Origin of the sequence: Paraburkholderia caffeinilytica (assembly GCF_046030355.1) — a bacterium.
GTDB lineage: Bacteria > Pseudomonadota > Gammaproteobacteria > Burkholderiales > Burkholderiaceae > Paraburkholderia > Paraburkholderia caffeinilytica_B.
Map to the genome: position 1 here is coordinate 1 of NZ_JAQQCQ010000013.1, position 24,574 is coordinate 24,574.

Here is a 24,574-nt window from a genome sequence, read left to right on the forward strand (position 1 = left end):
GCGGCGGCGGCCGCCGCCGCGCCGCTGCTCGTATCCGCCGTACTGCCCGTAGCGGCGTTGCCGTTCATTACGCCGCTGCTGGCCAGAGCGGAACTGGCGGCGCCAGATGTATTCGCGCTGTCGCTGTCGGAACGTTTGCAGCCGGCCGCTGCGGTCAATAACACCACCACCGCCACCATCAACACCTGTTTGCCTGCGCTTTGTCTGGATAGCTGTTTCATCGCACTTTCTCCCTATCGGTCAGGTGAATCCACGCCCGCATCATGCGAACGCGAATTCATCTGCCATCGTTGGTATTCATCGCCTGCGTCACTGGCCTTTCGTATCACTGCTCGCATCCGCACCCGGCGTATTGGTCGAATCGCTCATCGGCTTTTTTGTCTTCGCTTTCGACTTCGACGTATGGTGCATTTTCGAGCCGCCTGCACTCATTGCCCCCGACGCCGGCTCGCCACCCGCGGTCGGCCCCGCAGTGGCTGCGCCGTGCGCGTCGCCCGAGCCACCGCCTGCGCCGCCATTACCGTTGCCGCCGCCCGCTTGCGCGAAAGCGACACCCGACATCGCGACGAGCGCCGACACGATCAATGCCTTTGAATGTTTCATCGAAAACTCCCTAAGTAAATTGACGGCGTCCGCCGCTTGCAGCGCGAGGCTGTTCAATCCGCGCCGCCCCGTACAGGCTTCGACGTTGCCGCTCGAACCGCGCATAAGTCCTCATGCTGTTAGCGAAAGGCGCAGCAAGGGCTATACCTCGCGAGACATTCGCTCTTTATGACCGGCAAAGCGTTCCAGCCTGCTTCGTTGCACGTTCTCAGTTCGTCTCGTTCAATGCAGACGAAATTATTTCAAACGCCTCAGCATCCTTTACGTGCTGTTTAGCCGCACCGTGGGCCTCATGCGTCGAACGAAGTCCGCGCCAGCCCGCTATCGCATACGCAGCGGTGCTGAAAAACGAAGGAACGCCGGTTGCTCAGTTCTCCGTACATCAAACCGGTAAGGAGAAACACCATGCTCAACCAGACACAGACCCAAGGCGGCACGCGGCAGGGCCAAGGCGCACGCATTGTCGGCAAAGGAAGCGCGACAGCGGACGGTCCAGGCCCGGACGTCATGGCTGCGGCCACGCTCGACGGCAACAAGGTGGTCAGCAACGATGGCGAGGATATCGGCAAGGTGAAGGACATCATGCTCGACGTCGGCTCGGGCCGCATCGCCTACGCGGTGCTGTCGAGCGGCGGCTTTCTCGGCATCGGCGACAAACTGCTGGCGATTCCGTGGAGCGCCCTCACGCTCGATACACAACAGAAGTGCTTCGTGCTCGATATGACCGCCGAGCGCGTCAAAAACGCACCGGGATTCGACAAGGACCACTGGCCTGCGATGGCGGACCAGACATGGGCCACGTCGGTACACCAGTACTACGGCAGCGAGCCTTACTGGGGACGCGATCCCTATGATCGGCGCGACGACCTGGGCGTCGGCGACATTCCGGCAGGGTCGTCGGATGCACCCGAAGCCGGCGGTCTGAAACTGTAATTCGCCCCACCGTTTCGGCGAATCGCGAGCATGAGGCGATAAGGAGAAAAGGCATGGCCACCAGAAAAACCGCCAGTAAACCGAAATCCTCGCCGAAACGCCCGGTCGCACGCGGCAAGTCGGGACGTCCGCCGCGTCAGCGGCACGCTCAGGCCCATGCCGCGCATCGCGCGAAAGCGGCCGGCCAAAGCAGCGCGAAGGGTCCAAAAAAGTGGTCGCATCATGTGATGGAAACCAGCGATGCGATGGACATCGAACACGATATTTTCAAAACCGGCAGCGCTGAGGCGATTGCGAAATCGCTGAAGCAATCGTCCACACATAGCCGTCGCCGCAAGGGCACACCATTCCAATCGGCGATGTCGATGCTGAACTTCTATATCAATCGCGCCGGCAGGAATTTGCCGAAGGCACGCCGCGACACCTTGCAGCAGGCCAAACGCAAGTTGCGTGAAGCGTTCGGGCGCGCGCCGTGAGGGGGATGGGTTCGTTGACGCGCGTCGGCGCGAAGCGCCCTCATCCGGCTGCGCATGCATCGTTCGCATGCCGCCTCTAACGCGATGCCCATGCACGAAACACTGTGGTTTCTGATCGTCGGCGCCGTGCTCGTTTTCATGGGCGTGGCAGCCACGACACTGCGGCGGCTGCCCGTTAGCGCCGCCATGTTCTACCTCGTCATCGGCTATGCGCTCGGACCACCCGGCATGGACCTGTTGCGGCTCGATATGGTCGCCGACGCGCATCTGCTGCGAATCATCACGGAAGTCGCGTTGCTCGTCTCGCTGTTCGCTATCGGCCTGCGCTTGCGGCTCGGCGTACTCGAGAAACTCTGGACCGTGCCGTTGCGCCTCGGCTTCCTCGCCATGCTGGCGACCATCCCGCTGCTCGCGCTGTTCGGCGTCTACGTCCTGCACCTTGGCTGGGGGCCGTCCCTGCTGCTGGCGGCGATCCTCGCGCCCACCGATCCGGTGCTGGCCCACGACGTCCAGGTGCACAATCCCGGCGACCACGACCTGCTGCGCTTCGCGCTCTCCGGCGAAGGCGGCCTGAACGACGGCATTGCGCTCCCGTTCGCCATGCTCGGCCTTGCGATATGCGCGGCCCCCGCCGCTCGAGTCGGCGACGTGCTGACTGTCGGGCTCGCGGGCAGCATCGTATGGGGCGTAGCCGGCGCAATCGCGATCGGCGGCCTGCTCGGCTGGGCCACGACGCATGCGGTCGCCTGGTTGCGTACGCGCCATGCGCAGGCGCTCGGTCTCGAAGGTTTTTTCGCGTTGGGCCTGATCGAACTCTCGTTCGGCGCCGCGCAACTCCTGCACACGTATGGCTTTCTGGCGGTCTTCGCCGCGGGCGTCGCGATGCGCCGCGTCGAGCATCGCGCAAGCGGCGGCATGTCGGCTCGCAAAGCAATCGGCACGGTTGACTCCGAGGATGTCGACGCGACCGCGGCAAACCCGGATAAAGCGCACGCATATATGACCGAATCGGTGATGGGTTTCACGATCGAACTCGAACGCATCGCCGAAGTGGCAGTGATGGCGATGGTGGGCAATGTACTTGCCACGCTGCAAGTTCCGCTCTTCACCTGGCAGACAGTTGCGCTCACGGTTGCCCTGTTCGTGCTCGTGCGGCCGGCGTCGGTGGAGTTGTCACTGCTGGGGTCGAGCGCGACGCCCGCGCAGCGGCGTTTGATGAGCTGGTTCGGCATTCGCGGTATCGGTTCGTTTTACTACCTGGCGTACGCGCTCGAACACGGCGCGGCATCCGATGTCGTGCCATTGGTGCCGCTCGCGCTAGCGGTCGTCGCGGCCTCGGTCGTGATTCACGGTGTGTCGGCCACGCCGCTGATGAACTGGTATCACCGGCTGCGCAGCAGCGAAAAGTAAGCGGCCCGGGCCGGTGTCCGTTCGTGCAGGCCAGTGCGGATCTGGTCGATCGTAAATTGGAGTCGCTAGAATACGACTCCCTCATGCCGCAACAGGCTCCGCCCCTTCGATGACCATTCCCGACGAATCAAGACGCGCAGCGCGAACGAGCGCCGCCAACGCCCTGTTCGCTTTTCTCAAAGCGCTGCCGCTCGGCGACCGGCTGGCCGAAGGCTGCGTGATGGCCGCGCAGGCGGTGGCCGGCGCAAGCCTCGCTTTCGTGATCGGCCGCTGGTTGCATACCGAGCAAGCCTTCTGGGCCGCGATTACGGCGATCGCGGTCAGCCAGCACAGTTATATCGACACCCGCAATCTCTCGCGCGATCAGTTCATCGGCGCGATGGTCGGCGCCATTTGCGGCCTCGCCGGCGCCATGTCCGGCGGCGACAATCTCGCGGCTTACGCGGCCACGGTGGCCGTGGCCATCGTGATTTGCTGGGTGGTGAACGTCGGCAGCGCGGCTCGCCTGGGCGGCATTACCGCGACCATCATGCTGCTGGTGCCGGGCATGGGTTCGCCCTGGGACCGGGCCCTGCTGCGCCTCGGCGAAGTGACGCTCGGCACGGTCTGCGCCCTGCTGGTGACCTTGATCATGTCGAAGATCGAGAAGCGCTGGTTCGGCAGACCCGACAAAGCCTAGCCGGATCGCCGACCGTTCTCTTGCGGCTGACGCCGGTAACGTCCCGGCGTCACACCGACGCTCTGCTGAAACGCCTTGCCGAAGGCGGCTTCCGATTGATACCCCACTGCCTCGCCGATCTCCGCGGCGCTGCGCTGCGTGCGCCGCAGCAAATCGCACGCGATCGTCATGCGGATCCGCGTGAGGAAGTCCATCACCGTCATGCCCGCGCGTTCGTTGAAGTGGCGCGTGTAAGTCGCGCGGGACATCGCCGCGCGATCACCGAGCTCAGCGATCGTCCACGGCCGTTCGGGGGCGCTCAGCATGCACTGTACGGACGCACCCAGACGCGCATCGGCGAGCAGCGCCAGCACGCCGGAACCCGATGCATTCTGTTCGCCATGCACGCGCAAGGCCATCGCAAAGAGTGCGTGACTCAATGCGGTGACGATCGCGAGCGCGCCGGGCTGACGCCGCTCGGCTTCGGCTCGCATGAGTGCAATCACCGTCTGCAACGCGCCGAGCGTCTGCACACCAGCGAGCGACACATGAAACGGGTCCGGCAGCGCGTCGAGCAGCAACGCGGAAGATCCGGGCGCGTAGATGAACCGGCCGCAGAGAAGATCGAGATCGGCGCCGGCGTCGCGACCATCATTGCGGCGTAACGGCAGCATGCCGTCATGAGTCAATGTCATCGATGCGGTGGCAGCCGTCCGCCCGATGTCGCGCACCCGATGCGCGGCGCCACGCGGGAACAGCACGAAATCCCCCGCCTGAAGCGCCACCTGCGCGCCACCCGCCGTCTCGACCACGCATGCCCCGTCGAGCACCAGATGGAACGGTGCGATGCCCGCCTCCATTGGCGCGTGATCGATGTCGAAGCCGCCCGTGAGCAGGCAACGCAGATCCAGGCTAGCTTGGGGCCGGGCGAGGTCGATCAGTCGGCTGAGCGTATCCATGAGACGATTGCGCTAAAAATTGAGCGAATCGAGTATTCAGGATATCGCGGCACAGCGCAATACTTTGTCTAACGACACCGGCACCCGCTGGTGCGTCGCAAACAAAGGAGCCCTGTCATGTTGAACTGGATCGATTACCGCAAGGAACTGTTCGGCCGCATCGGCGAGATCGCCAAACTGTCGCCGGATACCGTGAAGGCCTATCAAACGATGTCGAGCGCGGGCCAGAAGGCCGATCTTCTCGGCGCGAAAACGCGCGAGCTGATTTCGCTCGCGGTCGCGGTGACCGTGCGATGCGACGGCTGTATCACCGTGCACACGGCCGAAGCGCTGAAACACGGCGCGACACGTGAAGAGATTGCTGAAGCGCTCGGCGTGGCGGTCGCCGTGAACGCGGGCGCCGCCATGGTGTACTCGGCACGCACAATGGACGCCGTTGCCGCGTATCAGGCGGACAGCAAGCCGGCAGCGTGAGGCGCGCGGTGTAGCGAGGTGAAGGCACGCCGCTACACCCTGCACCCACGGCTCCTCCGGCGTGCAACCGGAGCGGCGCATGCCGCGCCTTGCACTTGGCCTTACGCCGGGTGACGCGCCTCTTCAAGCTGTTTGCGGCGCACTTCACCCTGGCGTTCCAGCATCCAGCCTGGATACTCGGCCGGCAGCGTGCTGACCTGATCGAGCTTCGCAAGCTCGTCGGCGGTCAGCGTGACGCCGGTGGCGGCGACGTTGTCGTCGAGTTGCTCGACTTTCTTCGCCCCGACGATCACGGAGGTCACCACGCGTTGATGCAGCAACCACGCGAGCGCGATCTGCGCCACCGACACTTTCTTCGTCTCCGCGATATCTCGCATCACGTCGATACAGTCATAGGCGCGCTCGCGATTGACCGGCGGAAAATCGAACGTCGTGCGACGGCTGCCCGCTTCGCCCTGCTGCTCGCGCCCATATTTGCCGCTCAGCAAGCCGCCGGCGAGCGGACTCCACACCATCAGTCCAAGCCCTTCGCTGTGCAGCATCGGCACGAGTTCGCGTTCGAGGTCGCGGCCCGCCAGCGTGTAATAGGCCTGCAGCGTTTCAAAGCGCGCGAGGCCGAGGCGCTCCGCAATACCCAGCGCCTTCACGATCTGCCACGCGGCCCAGTTCGACACGCCGACATAGCGCACGTGACCATGCTGAACCAGCGTATCGAGCGCGCGCACGGTTTCTTCGATGGGCGTGGCCGGATCGAAACCGTGGATCTGATACAGATCGATGTGATCGAGTTGCAGGCGCTTCAGGCTCGCCTTGACCCCGTCGATGATGTGATAACGCGAGGCCCCACGCGCGTTCGGATACGCTGCCGTCTGGCCGAATACCTTGGTCGCGACCACGATCTTGTCGCGCGGCACCTGCAGGTTCTTCAACGCCTGGCCCGTAATCTGCTCGGACAGGCCGTCGGCATAGACGTCGGCCGTATCGATGAAATTGATGCCCGCATCGAGCGCCCGGCCGACCAGCCGCTCCGCGTCGCCTTGCTGCAGATCGCCGATCTGCTTCCAGATACCGTCGCCACCGCCGAAGGTCATCGTGCCCAGGCATAGCTCTGAAACAAACACACCGGTACGGCCTAACTGGTTGTATCGCATCGTCGAAACTCCATCGTGGATTCGTGGGTCGGTGAGCCATACAGAGTACTGCACCTGGCAAATTTCGGCAGAACCCGGCGCGAGTCGTGGGCAGCCATCCGGCGGACGGATGTTTCAAATCACTTACGGTTCGTGCAGTCGTTACCACAGCTCTTTTTTCGGCCCATACAGGTCCGGAAAAAACGCCATCGCCAAGCAGAAGCGAGACGCTATCCGGGTCTCCGCCAGGCGCCGTCGATGCGCGACATATTCGTAATGTCATGCCGGGGCCATTTGGAAAGTTCAAGTAAGGCGTGTATAAGTCAGACCATTCCGCTCGTATGGTGCAGTGCCTTTACCAAGGACCGTGCATATGAAGAAGAAAACTTTTGGAATCGGCCTCGGCGGCGTCGTGCTGCTCTCAAAAGCATTCACTCCTTCCGCGATGGCCGCGTGCAGCAATACCGCGCCGCCGAGCAATACCACCGTCACCTGCACGGGCAGCGGCCTCGCCGCCGTCGTTGCGCAAACCGGCAGCACCGGTGTGACGATCAATGCCGACAGCTCCGCCTCGGGCAGCTTCGTGCGCAGCGCCAATGCCGTTGTCTTCAGCGTCGACACCAATAGCACGATCAATAGCAGCGCCAACTTGTCACTGACGGGCGGTGGCGGTACGGGCACCGTGCGCGGCGCGGTGTTGCTCGGCGTGGGCAACGGCAATCAGATCATCAACGCGAGCGGCGCGGTCATCACCACGAGCGGCGCCTTCAACGACGGCATGGCCGCCAACGGCAGCGGCAACACGCTGATCAATCGCGGCTCGATCACCACCAGCGGCCCCACCGCTTACGGCATGACGGCCGCGTGGGGACAAACAAACGTCGGCCAGTTGAACAACACGTTGATCAACAGCGGCAGCGTGACGACCTCGGGCAGCAACGCGCGCGCGGCATCGATCCTCGGCGGCAGCGGCACCATCAACAACAGCGGCACGTTGACCACCACGGGTTCGGCCAGTCCAACCGCTTATATGCAGGGCAATAACGACCAGCTGATCAACAGCGGCACGATCAGCGCGAGCGGCAGCAGTTCGGATGCGGTGTTTTCCAACACGGCGGGATCAAGCTTCGTGGCGACGATCCAGAACCTCGCGGGCGGCAGCATCATCAGTCAGAACGGCTCCGGCATCCGCACGCTCAACGGCAACAGCACCATCATCAATGCCGGGCTCGTGCAGAGCGGCATCGGCACGGCCATCACGATGGGCAACGGCAACAATTCCCTGATTCTGCAAACTGGTTCGGTAATCAACGGCGCGGCCGATGGCGGCGCAGGATCGAATACGGTGACCCTGCAAGGCTCGGGTACGGCGTCGAATGCGTTTACCAACTTTCAGACCTTGCTGATGCAAGGCACGTTGTGGAATTGGACCGGCAGTGGGACCTTCACGCTCGCGCATGTGCAGACCGGCACGCTCGATCTCACCGGCACATTAGGCACGAGCGCAACGGCGCTCGTCGATAGCGGCGCGACCTTGCAGGCGAACGCGCAGAACCTGCCCGCCAACGTCACCGACAATGGACTCGTGCTGTTTGCCCAGGACAACGCGGGCACCTACACGGGATCGATTAGCGGCACCGGCGCGTTGACGAAAGCCGGCAACGGCAGCTTGCTGATGACCGGCGTGAGCACCTATCGTGGCGCAACCACGGTCGCGGCGGGCGCCCTCGCGATCGGCGATGCCGCCCATGCCAATGCTGCATTGACGGGCGGCGGCGCCACCACGGTGGCCTCAGGCGCGACGCTCGGCGGCTATGGCAGCGTGACGGGCGCGGTCACGAACAACGGCACGCTCGCAGTGGCGAATGCATTGCCGCCGTTTGCCGGCGAAGGCAACGGCGCGTTCTCGATCAACGGCTCGCTGGTGAATGCCGGACTCGTGCAGATCGGCGGCCCTGCCGCCGGCGGTGTGGGCAACCGCCTGAACGTGACGGGCAACTACACCGGCCAGAATGGCACCATCGGCCTGAACACTGTCGTCGCCGGTGACGGCGCGGCGTCCGACCGCCTCGTGCTGAACGGCGGAACAGCCATTGGTTCGACACACCTGCAGGTCACGAACGTTGGCGGTCAGGGCGCAGAAACGGTAGCGGACGGCATTCAGGTGATTCAGGCGACCAATGGCGCCACCACCGCCTTGAGCGCCTTTACGCTGGCCGAACCCGTGAAGGCCGGTGCGTATTCCTACTATCTCGCCAAAGGCGGTGTGAGCAGCGGCACGACCGACAACTGGTACTTGCGCAATACGGTTGCGCCGCTGCCGCCCGCAACAACGCCGGGCGCCCCTGGCGAGCCGCCCATTGTCGAGACCGGCGTGCCGGTTGCGGCCGAGGACACGCCGCCCTTGCCGCCTGCCGGCTCGACCGACACGCCGCTATATCGCGTCGAGGTGCCGGTCTACGCCGCGGCGGCCGGCGTCGCGCGTGAACTCGGCCTGATGCAGATCGATACGTTTCATGACCGTCAAGGCGATCAGGCCTTGTTGAACGAAAGCGGCAGCCTGCCTGCCGCCTGGGGGCGTGTGTGGGGCGGCCATAGCGTGCTGAGCCAGAACGGCGCAGCAAGTCCGCAATTCGACGGCTCCGTGTACGGCATTCAGGCAGGGCAGGATCTTTACGCGGATCGCAGCGCGAGCGGCCAGCGCAATCACTACGGTTTATTCGTCGGTTTCGCGCGGGCCACCGGCGACGTCGACGGCTTCGCGCTCGGCATGCCCAATCTCGCGGCAGGCCATCTGGCGATCAATGCATACAGCCTCGGCGGCTACTGGACGCATATCGGGCCGAGCGGCTGGTACACGGACGCCGTGCTGATGGGAAGTTCATTAACCGTCGATCCGGTCTCGCGCGACGGGCTCACCACGACGACGCACGGCAACGCGGCGACCGGCTCGCTCGAAGGCGGTCTGCCGATTCCGCTCGGCGCCGGACTCACGCTCGAACCGCAAGCGCAACTCGTGTGGCAGCACCTCGCGCTGTCCGATTTCAACGATGGCGTATCGAGCGTCGGCTTCAACAGCGGCAATACTTTTGTCGGACGAATCGGAGCGCGCCTGCAAGGCCAGTTCGATGTCTCCGCGATCGCCTGGCAGCCGTATCTGCGCGTTAGTTTCCTACGCGAATTCGGCTCTGACGACAAAGTCACCTTCGGCGGCGGGACCGTCATCCCGGGCACCGTCGGGCAAACTGCGGCGCAACTCGGCGCGGGCGTGGTCGGTAAATTCAGCACGTCAGGCAGCGTGTTCGCGACGCTCGGCTGGGTGACGAATCTTGGTGGCGCGCACCAGAGAACAGTGACGGGCGACGCAGGCGTACGCTGGGTCTGGTAGTTTTGCGCCGTGCTGTGCGGCGCGGCGCGGGTGCGGTGCGTCGGCACCTGCAGCGATTGCCGCCGTATTCCACGCGACAACCGCCGCCCAGACATCGGCAAGGCCACTAAAAACCTGCCAGACTGGTCGCTGATCGTCAAAAAACAGGCCGGCCCCTGCCGCCCTCTGGATATGGCACGCCGCGTCCCCATCTATGCCAGCATGACTTCGGCCTCGACATCCGCCACCGCCTCAGGTGCGCCCGCTGATTCTTCGGACTTCGATCCGGTAGTGCGCTCGGCATCTGGCGCAGCGTCTTCCGGCCGCGCCCGGAACCCCGCTTCAGGCCCCGCCAGGTCCAGCGCGCTGGATGACTTTCATCCCGCGGTCGCCGGCTGGTTCCTGAAGACCTTCCCCGCCCCCACCGACGCCCAGGCTGCCGCCTGGCCACAGATTCGCAGCGGGCGCTCGACCCTGGTCGCCGCCCCCACCGGCTCGGGCAAGACCCTCACAGCGTTCCTGTCCGCGCTCGACGAACTCGTCCAGCAAGGCCTTGCCAACGGCGGCGCCTTGCCCGATGAAACGCTCGTGGTCTACGTCTCGCCACTGAAAGCGCTCTCCAACGACATCCGCATCAATCTGCAAGTGCCGTTGCAAGGCATCGCCGCGGAACTCGACGCGCGCGGCCTGCCGCCGCTCGACATCCGCACCGCCGTGCGTACCGGCGACACCACGCAACAGGAGCGCAACGCGCTGAGAAAACGCGCGCCGCATATTCTCGTGACCACGCCGGAATCGCTGTACGTCCTGCTTGGCTCGGATTCCGGCCGACGCATGCTGTCGACGGTGCGGACGGTGATCGTCGATGAAATTCATGCGCTTGCCGGCAGCAAGCGCGGCAGTCATCTGGCGCTCAGCCTCGAACGGCTCGACGCGTTGTGTCAGCGGCGCCTGCCGCGGATCGGCCTGTCGGCGACGCAAAAACCGGTTAGCGCGGTGGCGCGCTTCCTAGTGGGCGGCGCGGGCATCGACAGCGAGATTCCCGCGGACTGCGCGATTGTCGACGTGGGTCACATCCGCGAGCGCGATCTCGCGCTGGAGATTCCACCTGTGCCGCTCGAAGCGGTGATGCCAAACGAAGTGTGGGAACGCGTCTACGACCGCCTCGCCGAACTCGTGGCGATGCATCGCACCACGCTGGTTTTCGTCAACACGCGCCGCATGGTCGAGCGCGCCGCGCGTCATCTGACCGAGCGACTCGGCAAAGACGCGGTCGCCGCGCATCACGGCAGTCTCGCCAAGGAATATCGCTTCGATGCCGAACAGCGCCTGAAACGCGGCGAATTGCGGGTGCTGATCGCGACCGCTTCGCTGGAACTTGGCATCGATATCGGCGACGTCGATCTGGTCTGCCAGATGGGTTCGCCACGCGCGATCGCGCCGTTCCTGCAACGCGTGGGGCGCTCGGGCCACCATGTCGGCGGCATGCCGAAGGGCCGGCTCTTTCCGGCTTCGCGCGACGATCTGATCGAATGCGCGGCGCTGCTCGATTGCGTGCGGCGTGGCGAACTCGACGCCCTGCGGATTCCGCGCGCGCCGCTGGATGTGCTGGCACAACAGATCGTCGCCGAGGTATCGAGCGCCGAATGGAGCGAAGACGCGCTGTTCGAAATGATGCGGCGCGCGGCCCCTTACGCCGGCCTGGAACGCGAGCAATACGACGCCGTGCTGCACATGCTGGCCGTTGGCTATACGAGCCGCAACGGCCCGCGTGGCGCCTATATTCATCGCGACGTGGTGAGCGGCACCTTGCGCGGCCGGCGCGGCGGCAAACTGGTCGCCGTCACGTCGGGCGGCACGATTCCCGAGAATGCCGACTACGCAGTCGTACTCGAACCGCAGGCGATCAATATCGGCACCGTCAATGAAGATTTCGCCGTCGAAAGTCTTGCCGGCGATGTGTTTCAACTCGGCAATGCGTCGTACCGGATTCTGCGGATCGAAAGCGGCCGCGTGCGGGTCGAGGACGCGCAAGGGCAACCGCCGAATATTCCATTCTGGCTCGGCGAGGCGCCAGGGCGCAGCGATGAACTGTCGTTCGGCGTCGCGCGCTTGCGTGAGCAGATCGGGCGGCTGCTCGATGGGAGCGAAGCCGAGTCCAACACCGAAGTCATGACCACGCGGCTGCAACGCGCAATCGACTGGCTCATCGCCGTTCTCGGTCTCGACGAAGCCGCCGCGCGCCAGATCGTCGACTATCTCGCGCGCGCACGCGCCGCGCTCAGCGTGCTGCCGACGCAAAACACGCTCGTCATGGAGCGTTTCTTCGACGAATCCGGCGGCACGCAGCTCGTGATCCATGCGCCGTTCGGCAGCCGCGTGAACCGCGCGTGGGGCCTCGCGCTACGCAAGCGTTTTTGCCGGACCTTCAACTTCGAACTGCAAGCCGCCGCCACCGAAGACGCGATCGTGCTCTCGCTGACCGGCAGCCACTCCTTCGTCCTCGACGAAGTCTGGCGATACCTCCATTCGAACAGCGCCGAGCATCTGCTGATCCAGGCGCTGCTCGACGCACCGCTCTTCGGCGTGCGCTGGCGCTGGAACGCGACCACCTCGCTCGGCTTGCCGCGTTATACCGGCGGGCGCAAAACCCCGCCGCAATTGCAGCGCATGCGTAGCGAAGATCTGCTGGCGAGCGTGTTTCCGGAGCAGGCCGCATGTCTGGAGAACATCGTCGGCGAGCGCGAACTGCCGCATCATCCATTAGTGGACCAAACCGTCGACGACTGCCTGCACGACGCGATGGACAGCGAACGCTGGATAGCGTTGCTGCGCCGCATCGAACAGGGCGACGTGCAACTGGTCGCCCGCGATTTGCCGGCGCCCTCGCCGCTTGCCGCAGAAATCCTCAACGCCAAGCCCTACGCCTATCTCGACGACGCACCCATCGAGGAGCGCCGCACGCAGGCCGTGCAGAACCGCCGCTGGACGGATCCGTCCAGCGCCGACGACCTCGGCGCACTCGACGCCGACGCAATCGACAGCGTGCGTGATGAAGCATGGCCACAGGCGCGCACCGCCGACGAGATGCACGAAGCGCTGACAGGCCTCGCCTGTATCACCGAGGCCGAAGCGAGCCACACCGAAGGCTGGGCGGCATGGCTTGCCTCGCTTGCCGAATCCGGCCGCGCGACCCGCCTGCGGATCACCGCTAACGACACGCTGTGGCTGCCCGCCGAGCGCCTGACCTGTTTCCAGGCGCTCTATCCTGACGCCCCGTTTGAACCGCCGCTCACCGCACCGAAGGGCTACACCGACACCTGGAGCGCGGACGACGCACTGCTCGACGTGCTGCGCGCCCGGCTGACCGGCTTCGGCCCGTTGCCGGTGCACGCCATCGCGCAGGCGTTGAAGTTGCCAGCGGCATCGGTCAAACACACGCTGACGCGTCTCGAAGCGGAAGGCTATGTGATGCGCGGCCGCTTCTCGCCGGGCGCAACCGAAGAAGAATGGTGCGAGCGTCATTTGCTTGCGCGGATACACCGCTACACGGTGAAACGCTTGCGACGCGAAATCGAGCCGGTGGAACGGCACGACTTCATGCGCTTTCTGTTCGAATGGCAGCATTTGACGCCGGACACCCGCGGCGAGGGACGCGACGCGTTAGCCGCCGTACTCGACCAGATGGAGGGTTTTCAGGCCGCGGCGGGCGCATGGGAAGAAGATATTCTGCCAGCACGCGTGAAGGCGTACGCGAACACTTCGCTCGACGAACTATGCCGTGCCGGCAAGATCGTGTGGACCCGCCTGACCGAACGGGCACGGAGTGCCGTGGGGCCGGTGCGCAGCACGCCGATCGTGCTTTTGCCGCGCGCTCAGGTGCGCGTATGGAGCGCACTGATCGACCCGTCGAAACAACCAGCGCTATCGGCTCGCGCACAGCACGTCCACGATACCTTATCGCAACATGGCGCGATGTTCTTCGACGAATTGCTGGCCGAAGTAAGCGGTTTGCGCATGGAACTGGAGAGCGCGCTGGGCGAACTGGTCGCAGCGGGTCTCGTGAATTCGGACAGTTTCGCCGGCTTGCGGGCGTTGTTGAAACCCGTCGCCAGGCGCAGTGCTTATTCGAGCAGCCGCCGTGTCAGGTCGAGCGCATTGATCGGAGGAATGGACGACGCCGGCCGTTGGGCGCTCATCAGACGGCCGGCAAAAACGAACGCCGGCAACGACGATGAAGAGAGTAGCGAAAACAACGGCAAACCCGCGGTCGCAGCCAATGGACGGCGCGCAACGCTCGCACCCGAGATACTCGAACACATTGCGATGACCCTGCTGCGCCGCTATGGCGTAGTGTTCTGGCGCCTGCTCGAACGCGAAGCCGAATGGCTGCCGCCGTGGCGCGATCTGTTGCGGGTCTTCCAGCGGCTCGAGGCGCGCGGCCAGGTCCGCGGCGGGCGCTTCGTCACCGGACTCGCGGGAGAACAGTTTGCGCTGCCCGAGGCGATTCCGGTGCTGCGCGACGTGCGCCGGCATGCGAACGAGGGTGCCTGGGTGTGCGTATCGGCAACCGATCCGCTCAATCTCGCCGGCACTTTGCTCACCGGCGACAAGATACCGGCGGTGGCGGGTAACCGCCTGCTGTTTCGCGACGGCATCCTGGTCGCCTCACTGGTGGCGGGCGAATTCAATTTTCTGCCGGCGCTCGGCGCCGATACCGACGCTGAAGCGAAAACACAGGCCCGACTGCTGCTCGCACGGCGCTATTGACGCGTGCGCGCGGATTCGTCGCGCCTCGCAAATCTGTTCTGGATACCCAATCATTTCCCTTTTCTGGGAAACTCGCCTGCGAGCAGAAAAGTGAACGCGACGTCCGGAACAACGTCACTGTCCGCTTCGATTTGCTGCTCGCCAAACCGATAACAGATCTTTTATCGCAGTCCATATGGCTGGCGAGGATGCGACGCGCCAGCGCATTCGAAGGAGCAACAATGTGGTCCAATGACGCATCTGAAAATCTCATCGTGTCGCAATCAACCAGCGATGTCGCCGCGACATCGATCTGCCCTACCCCCGACGGCGGCTTCTATGTCAGTTGGTTCGACAACGCCAATGGGTACTCGTTATATCTTCAGCGCCTCGATGTAAGGGGCAACGCAATGTGGGAAACCAACGGCAAGCTCATCTATCAGCGCAACGTCTACAGCACCATCAAGTATGGCTTGAGCATCGATTCGGACGGCAACGCACTTATCGGTATCGACTCAGGCATTGCGGCACTTCACGTGCCCGGTGGTCAGGTGCTCGCATTCAAGGTTTCACCTGCGGGTGAATTGTTGTGGGGCCCAACGGGTATCACGTTATCGCCGCCGGACGAGTCCGTCTCCAGTGTGCTCTGTTGCGGGACAAGCGATGGAGGGGCTGCGTTTATCTGGGGAAAAACGGAACAGGAAGACCTGATCCGCGTGACGAAACTCGATTCCGCCGGCAATCCGTTGTGGACCGCGAGCGTGGCGCGCGACACGCCAGATGCAAATCTCACGCCGGCGAGCATCGTTGCGTCCGACAACGGCTCGGTCATCTACGCGTTTGTTCAGGCCATCGACAAAATGAGCGGTACCTACCACAGCGTGCTCGCACAGAAGCTTGCTGCCGCAGACGGCGCCAATCTTTGGGGCGACGCGCCGGTCACGGTGGTCGACAGCAGTGTTGCCACCGCCATAACGTTACCGATGGGCGAAATGCCCACGCTGATCCCGGACGATGCCGGCGGGGCCGTGTTGGGTTATCCGCTCGCCGACACGGCTTTGCGAATTTACGTACAGCGCGTGACATCGACCGGTCAGACATCGTACGCCCCGAACGGCGTGCCGGTAACGGGGGATCAGATCGAGGCTTCGGCTGCGCGCTTCGGGTTCGATCCACGCACCGGCAGGCTTTACATCATGTGGAATGCCAACGTCCTCGAGATGTCGAGCGTGCGAGCGCAATGCGTCGACAATGCCGGCACGCTGCTATGGGATGACGCCGGCATTGCGCTGATGGCGTACGAGCCACTTGCCCTCACGTCGCCGGTAGCCATGTTGCCCGTGCCGGGTGGCGTAATGGCCGCGTGGATACAGCCACCACCGCAAGGAGCCAATTTGCCGCAACCACTGCGCGTTTCCATGCTGGACCTGAACGGCGCGCCAGTCTGGCAAGAGCCCGTTGTGGACGTCAAAACGGCTGCCACCACCACGACCACCGACCCTGTTGGAGCGCTCAGCACAACAGACTATGCCGCCTTTGCATGGACGAGCGACGACAACTCGGTGCGAGCGCAGAACATCAACCCGGACGGCACGCTCGGCATCGCATCGTTACATCAGACGTAACGACGCACCGGCAGGTGGAGGCGCCAGCATCGCAGACAGAGCGCCCCGCTATGCCGGGTCCCATATCGGCCTTGAAAATACGGATGAAGCACATCTCTCCCCGCAGGCTCAAGCAAAAAAGCACGCTTGTGCCTATATCGGACGACACCTTGAGCCGTCTACCGGCAACGCGAAGCAACTTGCATACAATGCGCCAGCGCCGATTCCGCCAAAACCCCTAAAGATACGGCTTACATTACCGTTAATGTTTATGGGCCTGAACGGCAGCCGCTTCGCTACAATGGGGCCAGTCTTAAGTATGATGAAGACTGTTTGCCGCACGCCGCCTGCATGGTTGGGCTCATCGGCACACCGCCCGGGAATCTCATGAACGACGACCAACACGACCAGGTGCTTTTTGCCCAGTTCGGCACAAGCAGTCCTTGCTGGCGGCTGTCGAACGACAGCAACGCGCTGGAGCTCACGCCCGTCACCGGCGACGTGCCAGCTAATGTCGCCATTCCGCTGAATCCCCAACAGGCGTCGCAAATCCGCTGCCTCACCGGCATTACCTCGCACCTCGTTCTCGACGTGCGGTTGTTCGGCGAACCGCTGCGCCTGCACCTCGTCGGCAAAAAGCTCGCCAGTAATACATGGGCCGGCACCGCCTCGGCCTATGACGACACGGAATCCGTCGCGCGCGACCTGGTGCATGGTCTCTCGTTCGCCGAACAGGTCGTTTCCGAAGTCAATTCGGTCGTGGTCATCGTCGACCGGCACGGACGTATTCAGCGCTTCAACCGTCTTGCCGAAGAGCTCACCGGCGTCAAGGAGGAAGACATCGTCGGCCGCAATGTGTGGGCGCTGTTCATGAGCACCGAATCCGGCGCGGCGTCGAGCCAGAACATCACGGGTTTCTTCAATCGCGGGGTCTCGTACGAAGTCGAGCGGCGCGTGAAGACCCTCCGCGGCGAACGGCTATTCCTGTTTCGCAACAAGTTTGTTCAGAGCGGCAGCGGCGTCGAAGAACAGTTTCTGATCTGCTCGGGCACCGACATCACCGAAGAACGGCTGGCGCAGGAACGGCTCACCGAACTGGCGAACACCGATTCGCTCACCGGCCTCGCCAATCGCAACGCGATCCAGGACAAGATCCGTGCCGCGATCGAGGCGGCCGCCCCAGGCGAATCGGTCGGCGTGCTGTTCCTCGATCTCGACAACTTCAAGAAGGTCAACGACCACTACGGCCACGTCTTCGGCGACCGGCTGATCCGCGACGTGTCGGCCACCATCAGCACCTGCCTGAACGAAGGCGATGCGCTCGCGCGCCTCGGCGGCGACGAGTTCATCGTGCTCGCCGCCCAAGGGACCGCCCACGACCTCGAAGCCACCGCGCAGCGCATTCTCGAACGCATGCGCACGCCGTTCAGCCTGGGGCTGGTCGAGGTCTACACCGGCTGCTCGATCGGCATCGCGCGATATCCGGAACACGGCGACGGCCTCGAATCGCTGATCCGTTCGGCGGATACGGCGATGTACGTTGCCAAAGATGAAGGCAAGCGCACCTATCGCGTGTTCTCCCCCGAGATGAACCGCAAGGTCGCCGAGTACATGTGGCTCGACACCAACCTGCGGCGCGGTCTCGACGAGGGCCAACTGACGCTGCACTATCAACCCAAGCTCGTGCTCGCCACCGGCGCGGTGCAGGGTGCGGAGGCGCTGGTCCGCTGGAACTCGCCGGAGCGCGGGCAGATCATGCCGGCCGAGTTCATCCGTTATGCGGAAGAATCCGGGCTGATCGGCGTGCTCGGCCGCTGGGTCATGGAAACGGCCGCGAGGCAAGCGGCCAAATGGAAGGCAGACGGCTACAACCTGCGCATCGCGATCAACGTGTCGGCACGGCAACTGGTGGATACCGCCGTGGTCCGGCATTTCAGCGAAGCGTTGCAGCGCGCCAGTCTCGATCCGTGCCTGATCGACCTGGAACTCACCGAGAGCTGCCTGATCGAGGACGAAGCCGCTGCGATCGATCTGATCAAGCAGTTCCGCCAGCTCGGCGCACAGGTTCACCTGGACGACTTCGGCACCGGCTACTCGTCGCTCTCGCAGTTGGGCCGCATTCCGCTCGACGTCATCAAGCTCGACCGCAGTTTCGTCCGCTCGATCAACGCCGACACCAAAGCGCAAGCACTCGTGCGCTCCATGGTGGTCGTCGCCCAGGAGCTGAATTTCAAGGTGGTCGCCGAAGGTATCGAAACCGAATCGGAAGAGATGTTCATGAAGGGGCTAGGCGTCGACTACGTGCAGGGCTTTCTGTACGGTCAGGCCATGCCGGCCGCGGAATTCGAACGATGGCTGCAGGATAGACAGAAGCTCAGACTGATTGCCTGAGCTTCTGCACGCCCCGAAAGAAGTCTTGCTGGGCGATATGCGGGAAATCCCCGCCCCAAAAAGGAACTCTCCCTGGCGGCTTTGGGGCATTGAGGGACCGCCCGCTGCGGCGCAATATCGTCAAGATGCGGAGCGATTCAGGCGAAATTGGCCGCGCTGGAGGCCATCTGACGCAGGTTCGAAGTACGGCGGTTTTGCAGCATCACCAGCCGCTCCATAAAGACGAGGTCCTTCTCCTCGATCGTGAACGCGGCGTCCACCCAGTCCTCGGTAATTTCCATCAGCTCGGCGCGCGAGAGTTGCAGCACCCGCTGGCGCGCGCGCAGCATCGCCCGAATCCCGTTCATCTTCGGCCGGAGCGTGTCGATGAAGGTACGCGTTGCCATATAGGCGTCGCCGGGCTCGAACAACTGATCGACCAGTCCCTTGCCGAAGTGCCACTCAGCCGTGTGCGATTCGCCCATGCCGATCAGCTCCTCGGCCAAACGCATTCCCGCCTTGCGCGCGACGAGGGAATAACCGCCCATACCCGGGAACAGATTGAACGCGATCTCCGGAAAACCCATGCGCGCGTCGTTCTGCGCGAGCAGGAAATGATGCGCGAGCGCCGCCTCGAATCCGCCGCCAAGCGCCGTGCCCTCCACCATCGCAATCGAAATCGCTCCCGTGTCGAAGCCGCGCGACGCTGCATGCACACAATCGACGCAGGCGCGTGCGTACGCCGTCAGCGCCTGACGCTTGCCGGAACGGATCGTGTCGGCAAAGAAATCGAGGTCGCCCCCAACGTTGAACATGGTCGGAATCAGCGAGCCGGTCACCCAGAAGTCGATCGGCAAGCCGGATTCTCGTGCTGCCTGCGCGAGGCCCAGAATGTCATGCACCAGATCGAGATTGAAACAGGGGCGCGGCTGCGCCCGCAACATCATCCACATGATGTTGCGGCCTTCTTCATAGTAAGCGGAGACTTGCGACAAATTGCCGGCTTCGAGGAACGGACGGCAGGCGTGGTGATTATGCAGATTCATTTTGAACGGTCCTTTTAGGGTTAAACACTGGTATTGCAATGCGAGCCTAAAGCAGACCGGAATCGGATGGGAGCGGGGTAACCAACAGATGAATGCAACACGCGCGTGAAACCATGCCAGACGGCGCTTGCGGGGCGGGCAGCCGATGAGTAAAAGATGCCGCGCACGCAAACGCTTGCGCACCGAAGAAGGGCAAAATTCGCCCGCAAATGAACAGCTGGCCGTGATGAATTAGTGAACGGACCCAGCTTGAATTTCCTGCCGGATTTGAAAGAAAAGGAAATAGTCTTCGATTAGGTAATGCAATCGAAAATATAGCTTGTAGATGTTTGTTTTTTTATTTGCGGGCTAACAGACGGACTATTCAATTCGCATGCTCAAACGCGGGCGCTCCAAGGCGCCCGCTGATTCGTCTGCAACCTCGTTGCAGGAAGGGTCAAGGCTGAACGCGCATCAAGGCGCGGCGGCGATCACCTGTGCAACGGCTGCCGTCAGCTTCTTGCCGTACGGCACGTGCAAGAACTCGTTCGGTCCGTGTGCGTTCGACTTCGGCCCGAGCACGCCGCACACCATGAATTGCGACTTCGGGAAGCCCGACTTCAGCACGTTCATCAACGGGATCGTGCCGCCCTGCCCCATATAGGCAACGTCCGCGCCGTAGTGCGTGCGCGACGCGTCGTTAAGCGCGGTGGCGAGCCACGGCGCGAGATCGGGCGCGCTCCACCCGCTCGCCGCGCCGGCGTCCGGCTTGAAGGTGACCTTGGCGTTATACGGCGGATCGAATTCGAGCAGCGCCTTCAGTTCGGCCACCGCCTTTTCCGCTTCGATCAGCGGCGGCAGGCGCAGCGACAGCTTGAACGCCGTGCGCGGACGCAGCACGTTGCCGGCGTCCGCAAGCGCGGGCATGCCGGCCGCGCCGGTCACCGACAGCGACGGACGCCAGGTCGAGTTGAGCAAGGCTTCCTGCGGATTAGTGGTGGTGGGCAGCACCTGACGGCCATCCTGACCACAAGCCCACGGCAGCTTCTTCCAGACATCGTCGCCGAGAATCCGGGCCGTGGCTTCAGCTTCGCGCAGACGGTCGGCCGGAATCGTGACGTGAAAGCCCTTCGGCAGCAAGGTGCCGTTGGCGGAGTCTTCGAGACGGTCGAACAGTTGCCGCATGATGCGGAAGCTCGACGGCGCGATGCCGCCGTAACCGCCCGAGTGAATGCCTTCGTCGAGCACCTGGACTTCGAGGTCGCCGGCGACCAGCCCGCGCAACGACGTGGTGAGCCACAGTTGATCGTAGTTGCCCGCGCCCGAGTCGAGACACACTACAAGCCCGACTTTGCCAAGCCGTTCGCGCAATGCGTCGACGTACGGCAGCAGATCGTAGCTGCCCGATTCCTCGCAGGTTTCGATCAGGCCGACACAGCGCGGACGCTCGATGCCTTGCGCGTCCAGCGCGGCCAGTGCCGTGAGGCTCGCGTAGATTGCGTAGCCGTCGTCGGCGCCGCCGCGGCCGTACAGCTTGTCGTTTTCGAGTTTCGGCGTCCACGGGCCGAGGTCGTTGCGCCAGCCATCGAATTCAGGCTGTTTGTCGAGGTGACCGTACAGGACGATGGTTTCTTCGCTACCCGATCGGGTCGCGGCCGTTTCGAAAAAAATCACCGGCGTGCGGCCGGGCAAGCGGATCACTTCGAGCTTCAGGCCGCGCACGGGTTGCTGTTCAGCCCATTGCGCGGCGTCGGTAATCACGCGCTCCAGATAGCCATGCTTGACCCACTCGGGATCGAACGCCGGACTCTTGGCCGGCACGGCGATGTAGTCCGTGAGCGCGGGAACAATCTCGTCGTTCCATTTGCGATCTACGAATTCGCGTAGCGTGTCCTGGTTGATGCGCTGGGTCTGCTGGGTCGTATCGTCGGAGATCATGGCGGGGGTCCGTAGCGGTTCTATTCAGTCGAAACGTCCATGATAGTCCTGATGCGCGATACGCTGAACCCCTCGCCATCCATGCAGGTTCGCCGCGACGCTGCGCAAAGCAGACAATCGCGCGACAATCGGAGCATACGTCGCGTCCTGAGGAGCCGGTCTATGGGTGGCAACGTCGCGGTTCAGGCTGTCGCCGCGGTGCTCGCGCTGGCGCTGTATTTTCTGCCGAGCATTCTCGCGGACCGGCGCAAGCGTTATGACGTGCTGACGCTGGCGCTCTTCAATGCGTGCCTCGGTTGGACCGGCTTCGGCTGGCTGCTCGCGCTCTACTGGTCGCTGCAACCCAACCCACCGAAGAACGTGGCCGGTGAAGTGGTCGAGACGCGGAAGATCGTGCGGATGCGGGCGTTTTCAACAGCGCTTCTGGTGCGCGTGCAACGACGCGCCACGGAGCGTGAGCGGGGAGAGAAATAATCAGGCGGGGAAATCAGGCGCAATGAGCCGGCGCAGAAAGGCAAAGGCAAGTAACCGGACGCAGCAAATACGAGGACGGCCGATCAGGCCGCCCGTCCCATCCTGCCCCACGTCACCGAACCGGCGGGAATCGACCGCGGCTCAGCCCGCACGCTCTCGTGCGCGAACATCTCGCGGCGCAGTTCGCCATGTTCGTCGAACCATTCGCAAATCAGCCAGTCGCCAGGATTGAGCGCCACCGGTCCTGCATACGTCACGGTCATGCGCGGACCGCCTTCCTTCAGTGTGACCACATCGCCGACATTGAAGCGCGCGGCTGGCGGTGTTTCGAATACGTCAATGGTAGCGGTCAGCATATTCAATCCCCTACGGAACCCGTTGAGTGGAATTAAGTCATCGCATCGTGCTTTGCAACATTGAGCCCTGCCGAAGGAAAACTCTAAAAAGTTGGCCAAGATTAACAATCGAAATTAACCTCGGCAAGTGCTTTTTATTGATACCGTTTTCATTGGGACGGGAATAGCTTTCCCCACTCCGGAAATCGACGGACAAAGCCGGGAAAACCCTTTATAACGCTGCGAGGCCGCCACCCGTGCGGCATTGCACGATAGCAAAACTTACGGCGGCAAACCCGCTCCACAAGTAGAAAATGCGGACTGGATTTGTCATATCTAAACCGCGCTGACAAACCCCATTCGGGTTTATTCCAATCACCCACGCACAGTGTTACCTATGAACGAAAAACTCATCGGTAAATGCACCCACTCAAAAAACTGGCTTTTGTTTAAAGTGCATAATAATTTTTAGCGGCCACCGTTGAAAACGATTTCCCGCGCGCGATTTTCAAACCGGTTGTGCGGCCCGGCGCAATGCAAGCTGTTGATGCCGCACCAGCAACACGCTCAAACCGATGCAGACGAACATCAGACACGCGTTGATCGCAAGGCTGAACTGGAACGCGTGCGCATAGGCAGCCGGCGTCTCGCGACCGCCGATCACGCCGAAAAACGCGCCGCTAATGGCCGCCGTGCCGAACGCCGAGCCGATCTGCAAAGTCGACGACACCACGCCCGACGCAAGCCCCGCCTTCTCCGGCGTCACTTCCAGCAGCACGATGCGCATGATCGACGGCAGCAGCAACCCGTGCCCAACGCCCGCGCACACCAGTCCGCAATAGAACAGCAGATCAGGCGTAGCGGCATGCGTCGCGGACCAGCCGGTCACCGTGAAGCCGACTGTCATCATTGAGAAGCCGAGCGCCAGCACATGGCCGCCAATGCGTTTGACCACCGCGGGCGACGTCAGCGGCCCGACCACGAAACCGATCGCGAACGGCATGATGGCCATGCCCGAGGCGAGCGGTGTCCAGTGCAGACCGGTTTGCAGGAAGATCCCGTAGGTCAGGAAAAACGCGCTATTGCAGTAGAACAGGAACGCCAGCACAAGACCCAGTGCGAAGGCCGGGTTGCGAAACAATTGCAGATCCACCAGAGGATGGCCGCCGCCGCGCTCGACGCGCCGCTCGGTTGCCACGAATAGTGCAAACGCGGGCACGGCTAGCGCGAACATCACGAAGGTCCACGCGGGCCAACCGGCTTCACGGCCATGCGTCATCGGATAGATAACCAGCAGCAGCACCATCGAGAGCAGCGCGACGCCCTTCAGATCGATGCCGGTACGCGTGGCCGGCTGATTTTCCGGCACAAACTTCCAGGTGCCGATGAAGGCCACGATGCCAATCGGAATGTTGATGAGAAAGATGATGCGCCAGTCGAGCCCGAACGGATGATAGGTAATCAGCGCGCCGCCGCCCAACTGCCCGACGATCGACGAAAGCCCGAACACGAAACCGTAGAGGCTCATCACCTTGGTCTGCCGATGCAGCGGCACGACCGCGCGGATGGTTGCGAGCACCTGCGGCGCCATGACCGCGGCGGCGATGCCCTGCACGATCCGCGAGATCACCAGCATATGGCCGCTGGTGGCAAAGCCGCACAGCGCCGACGCAACCACGAAGGCCGCCATCCCCGTCATGAACATGCGACGCCGGCCGAACAGATCACCGAGACGGCCGCCCGTGATCAGCAGCACGGCGTAAGCCGAGGCGTAGGCGGACACCACGAGCTGCAATTGCGCGTTGGTGGCGTTCAGGCCGGAGTGAATGGACGGCAGCGCGAGGTTGACGATGAAATAGTCGAGCGGCGCAAGGAAAGCGCCGACGAACAGCACAGCGAGCGCGAGCCCCTGGCGCTCGAAGCCGGACGCAGCCTTCCCGGCGCTGGCGGCTGTTGCTGCACCGGCGGCCACTGCACCCGCACCTGGGCAAACGGCGGCGGGTGCACCGGCCGCTCCAGCAAATGCCGCCGGAGCGGACTTGACGGTGTCTCTATTCATGACCGTTCGT

At 63.2% G+C, this 24,574-nt stretch carries 18 protein-coding genes; 10 read left to right on the plus strand and 8 right to left on the minus strand.

Annotated elements, in window-relative coordinates:
• Positions 1-221: hypothetical protein (locus tag PQQ95_RS19840; RefSeq protein WP_408439594.1), on the minus strand; the 221-nt coding region annotated here is incomplete at its 3' end.
• Between the two features lie 88 nt (positions 222-309).
• Positions 310-603: a hypothetical protein gene (locus PQQ95_RS19845; protein ID WP_408439596.1), complete on the minus strand. Its 294-nt coding sequence runs from the start codon at positions 601-603 to the stop codon at positions 310-312.
• A 405-nt stretch (positions 604-1,008) separates the two neighbouring features.
• On the opposite strand from PQQ95_RS19845, the gene PQQ95_RS19850 reads away from it, so the two are divergent.
• The 4 genes from PQQ95_RS19850 (at position 1,009) to PQQ95_RS19865 (ending at position 4,101) form a co-directional block, all read left to right on the plus strand.
• Positions 1,009-1,536 (plus strand): PRC-barrel domain-containing protein, encoded by a 528-nt coding sequence (locus PQQ95_RS19850; protein ID WP_408439598.1) that lies wholly within the window; start codon positions 1,009-1,011, stop codon positions 1,534-1,536.
• A 53-nt stretch (positions 1,537-1,589) separates the two neighbouring features.
• The gene (locus PQQ95_RS19855) at positions 1,590-2,012 is read left to right on the plus strand and encodes a DUF3175 domain-containing protein (RefSeq protein WP_408439601.1); all 423 of its coding nucleotides are present in this window, start codon (positions 1,590-1,592) and stop codon (positions 2,010-2,012) included.
• A gap of 90 nt (positions 2,013-2,102) precedes the next feature.
• Positions 2,103-3,422, plus strand: a complete 1,320-nt coding sequence (locus tag PQQ95_RS19860; RefSeq protein WP_408439604.1) for a cation:proton antiporter — start codon at positions 2,103-2,105, stop codon at positions 3,420-3,422.
• A gap of 109 nt (positions 3,423-3,531) precedes the next feature.
• Positions 3,532-4,101 carry an FUSC family protein gene (locus PQQ95_RS19865; protein WP_408439607.1) on the plus strand — a complete coding sequence of 190 codons (570 nt, stop codon included), beginning with the start codon at positions 3,532-3,534 and terminating at the stop codon, positions 4,099-4,101.
• Here the strand turns inward: PQQ95_RS19865 and PQQ95_RS19870 are convergent.
• Complete coding sequence (locus tag PQQ95_RS19870) at positions 4,098-5,039, minus strand: cupin domain-containing protein (RefSeq protein ID WP_408439609.1); 942 nt, start codon at positions 5,037-5,039, stop codon at positions 4,098-4,100. The genes PQQ95_RS19865 and PQQ95_RS19870 overlap by 4 nt on opposite strands.
• 117 nt (positions 5,040-5,156) lie before the next feature.
• Here PQQ95_RS19870 and PQQ95_RS19875 point away from each other — a divergent pair, with 117 nt between their 5' ends.
• Positions 5,157-5,513, plus strand: a complete 357-nt coding sequence (locus PQQ95_RS19875) for a carboxymuconolactone decarboxylase family protein (protein ID WP_201072666.1) — start codon at positions 5,157-5,159, stop codon at positions 5,511-5,513.
• A gap of 101 nt (positions 5,514-5,614) precedes the next feature.
• Here PQQ95_RS19875 and PQQ95_RS19880 read toward each other — a convergent pair whose 3' ends face one another.
• Positions 5,615-6,664 (minus strand): aldo/keto reductase, encoded by a 1,050-nt coding sequence (locus tag PQQ95_RS19880; protein ID WP_408439612.1) that lies wholly within the window; start codon positions 6,662-6,664, stop codon positions 5,615-5,617.
• A gap of 352 nt (positions 6,665-7,016) precedes the next feature.
• On the opposite strand from PQQ95_RS19880, the gene PQQ95_RS19885 reads away from it, so the two are divergent.
• The 4 genes from PQQ95_RS19885 (at position 7,017) to pdeR (ending at position 18,754) form a co-directional block, all read left to right on the plus strand.
• On the plus strand, positions 7,017-10,031 hold the full coding sequence (locus PQQ95_RS19885; RefSeq protein ID WP_408439615.1) for an autotransporter family protein: 3,015 nt from the start codon (positions 7,017-7,019) through the stop codon (positions 10,029-10,031).
• A gap of 171 nt (positions 10,032-10,202) precedes the next feature.
• Entirely contained in the window at positions 10,203-14,780 is a 4,578-nt protein-coding gene (locus PQQ95_RS19890; protein ID WP_408439617.1) for a DEAD/DEAH box helicase, read from the plus strand.
• The gene (locus PQQ95_RS19895; RefSeq protein ID WP_408439619.1) at positions 14,777-16,384 is read left to right on the plus strand and encodes a hypothetical protein; all 1,608 of its coding nucleotides are present in this window, start codon (positions 14,777-14,779) and stop codon (positions 16,382-16,384) included. Before PQQ95_RS19890 ends, PQQ95_RS19895 begins: the two co-directional genes overlap by 4 nt.
• A 366-nt stretch (positions 16,385-16,750) precedes the next feature.
• A complete protein-coding gene (pdeR, locus tag PQQ95_RS19900) occupies positions 16,751-18,754 on the plus strand; it encodes a cyclic di-GMP phosphodiesterase (protein WP_408439622.1) in 2,004 nt (667 codons plus the stop codon).
• Positions 18,755-18,891: 137 nt separating this feature from the next.
• Here pdeR and PQQ95_RS19905 read toward each other — a convergent pair whose 3' ends face one another.
• Together PQQ95_RS19905 and PQQ95_RS19910 are read right to left on the minus strand one after the other, a co-directional pair.
• Positions 18,892-19,779, minus strand: coding sequence for a crotonase/enoyl-CoA hydratase family protein (locus PQQ95_RS19905; protein WP_408439624.1), 888 nt, complete (start codon positions 19,777-19,779; stop codon positions 18,892-18,894).
• A gap of 453 nt (positions 19,780-20,232) precedes the next feature.
• Positions 20,233-21,696 carry a M20 family metallopeptidase gene (locus PQQ95_RS19910; protein ID WP_408439627.1) on the minus strand — a complete coding sequence of 488 codons (1,464 nt, stop codon included), beginning with the start codon at positions 21,694-21,696 and terminating at the stop codon, positions 20,233-20,235.
• A gap of 162 nt (positions 21,697-21,858) precedes the next feature.
• Between PQQ95_RS19910 and PQQ95_RS19915 the strand changes: the two genes are divergently transcribed.
• Positions 21,859-22,170: a superinfection immunity protein gene (locus PQQ95_RS19915; protein WP_408439630.1), complete on the plus strand. Its 312-nt coding sequence runs from the start codon at positions 21,859-21,861 to the stop codon at positions 22,168-22,170.
• Between the two features lie 83 nt (positions 22,171-22,253).
• On the opposite strand, the gene PQQ95_RS19920 is transcribed toward PQQ95_RS19915, so the two are convergent.
• Both PQQ95_RS19920 and PQQ95_RS19925 read right to left on the minus strand, forming a co-directional pair.
• Positions 22,254-22,526, minus strand: coding sequence for a YodC family protein (locus PQQ95_RS19920; RefSeq protein WP_408439633.1), 273 nt, complete (start codon positions 22,524-22,526; stop codon positions 22,254-22,256).
• Between the two features lie 487 nt (positions 22,527-23,013).
• Complete coding sequence (locus PQQ95_RS19925; RefSeq protein WP_408439636.1) at positions 23,014-24,564, minus strand: MFS transporter; 1,551 nt, start codon at positions 24,562-24,564, stop codon at positions 23,014-23,016.
• Between the last annotated feature and the right edge of the window lie 10 nt (positions 24,565-24,574).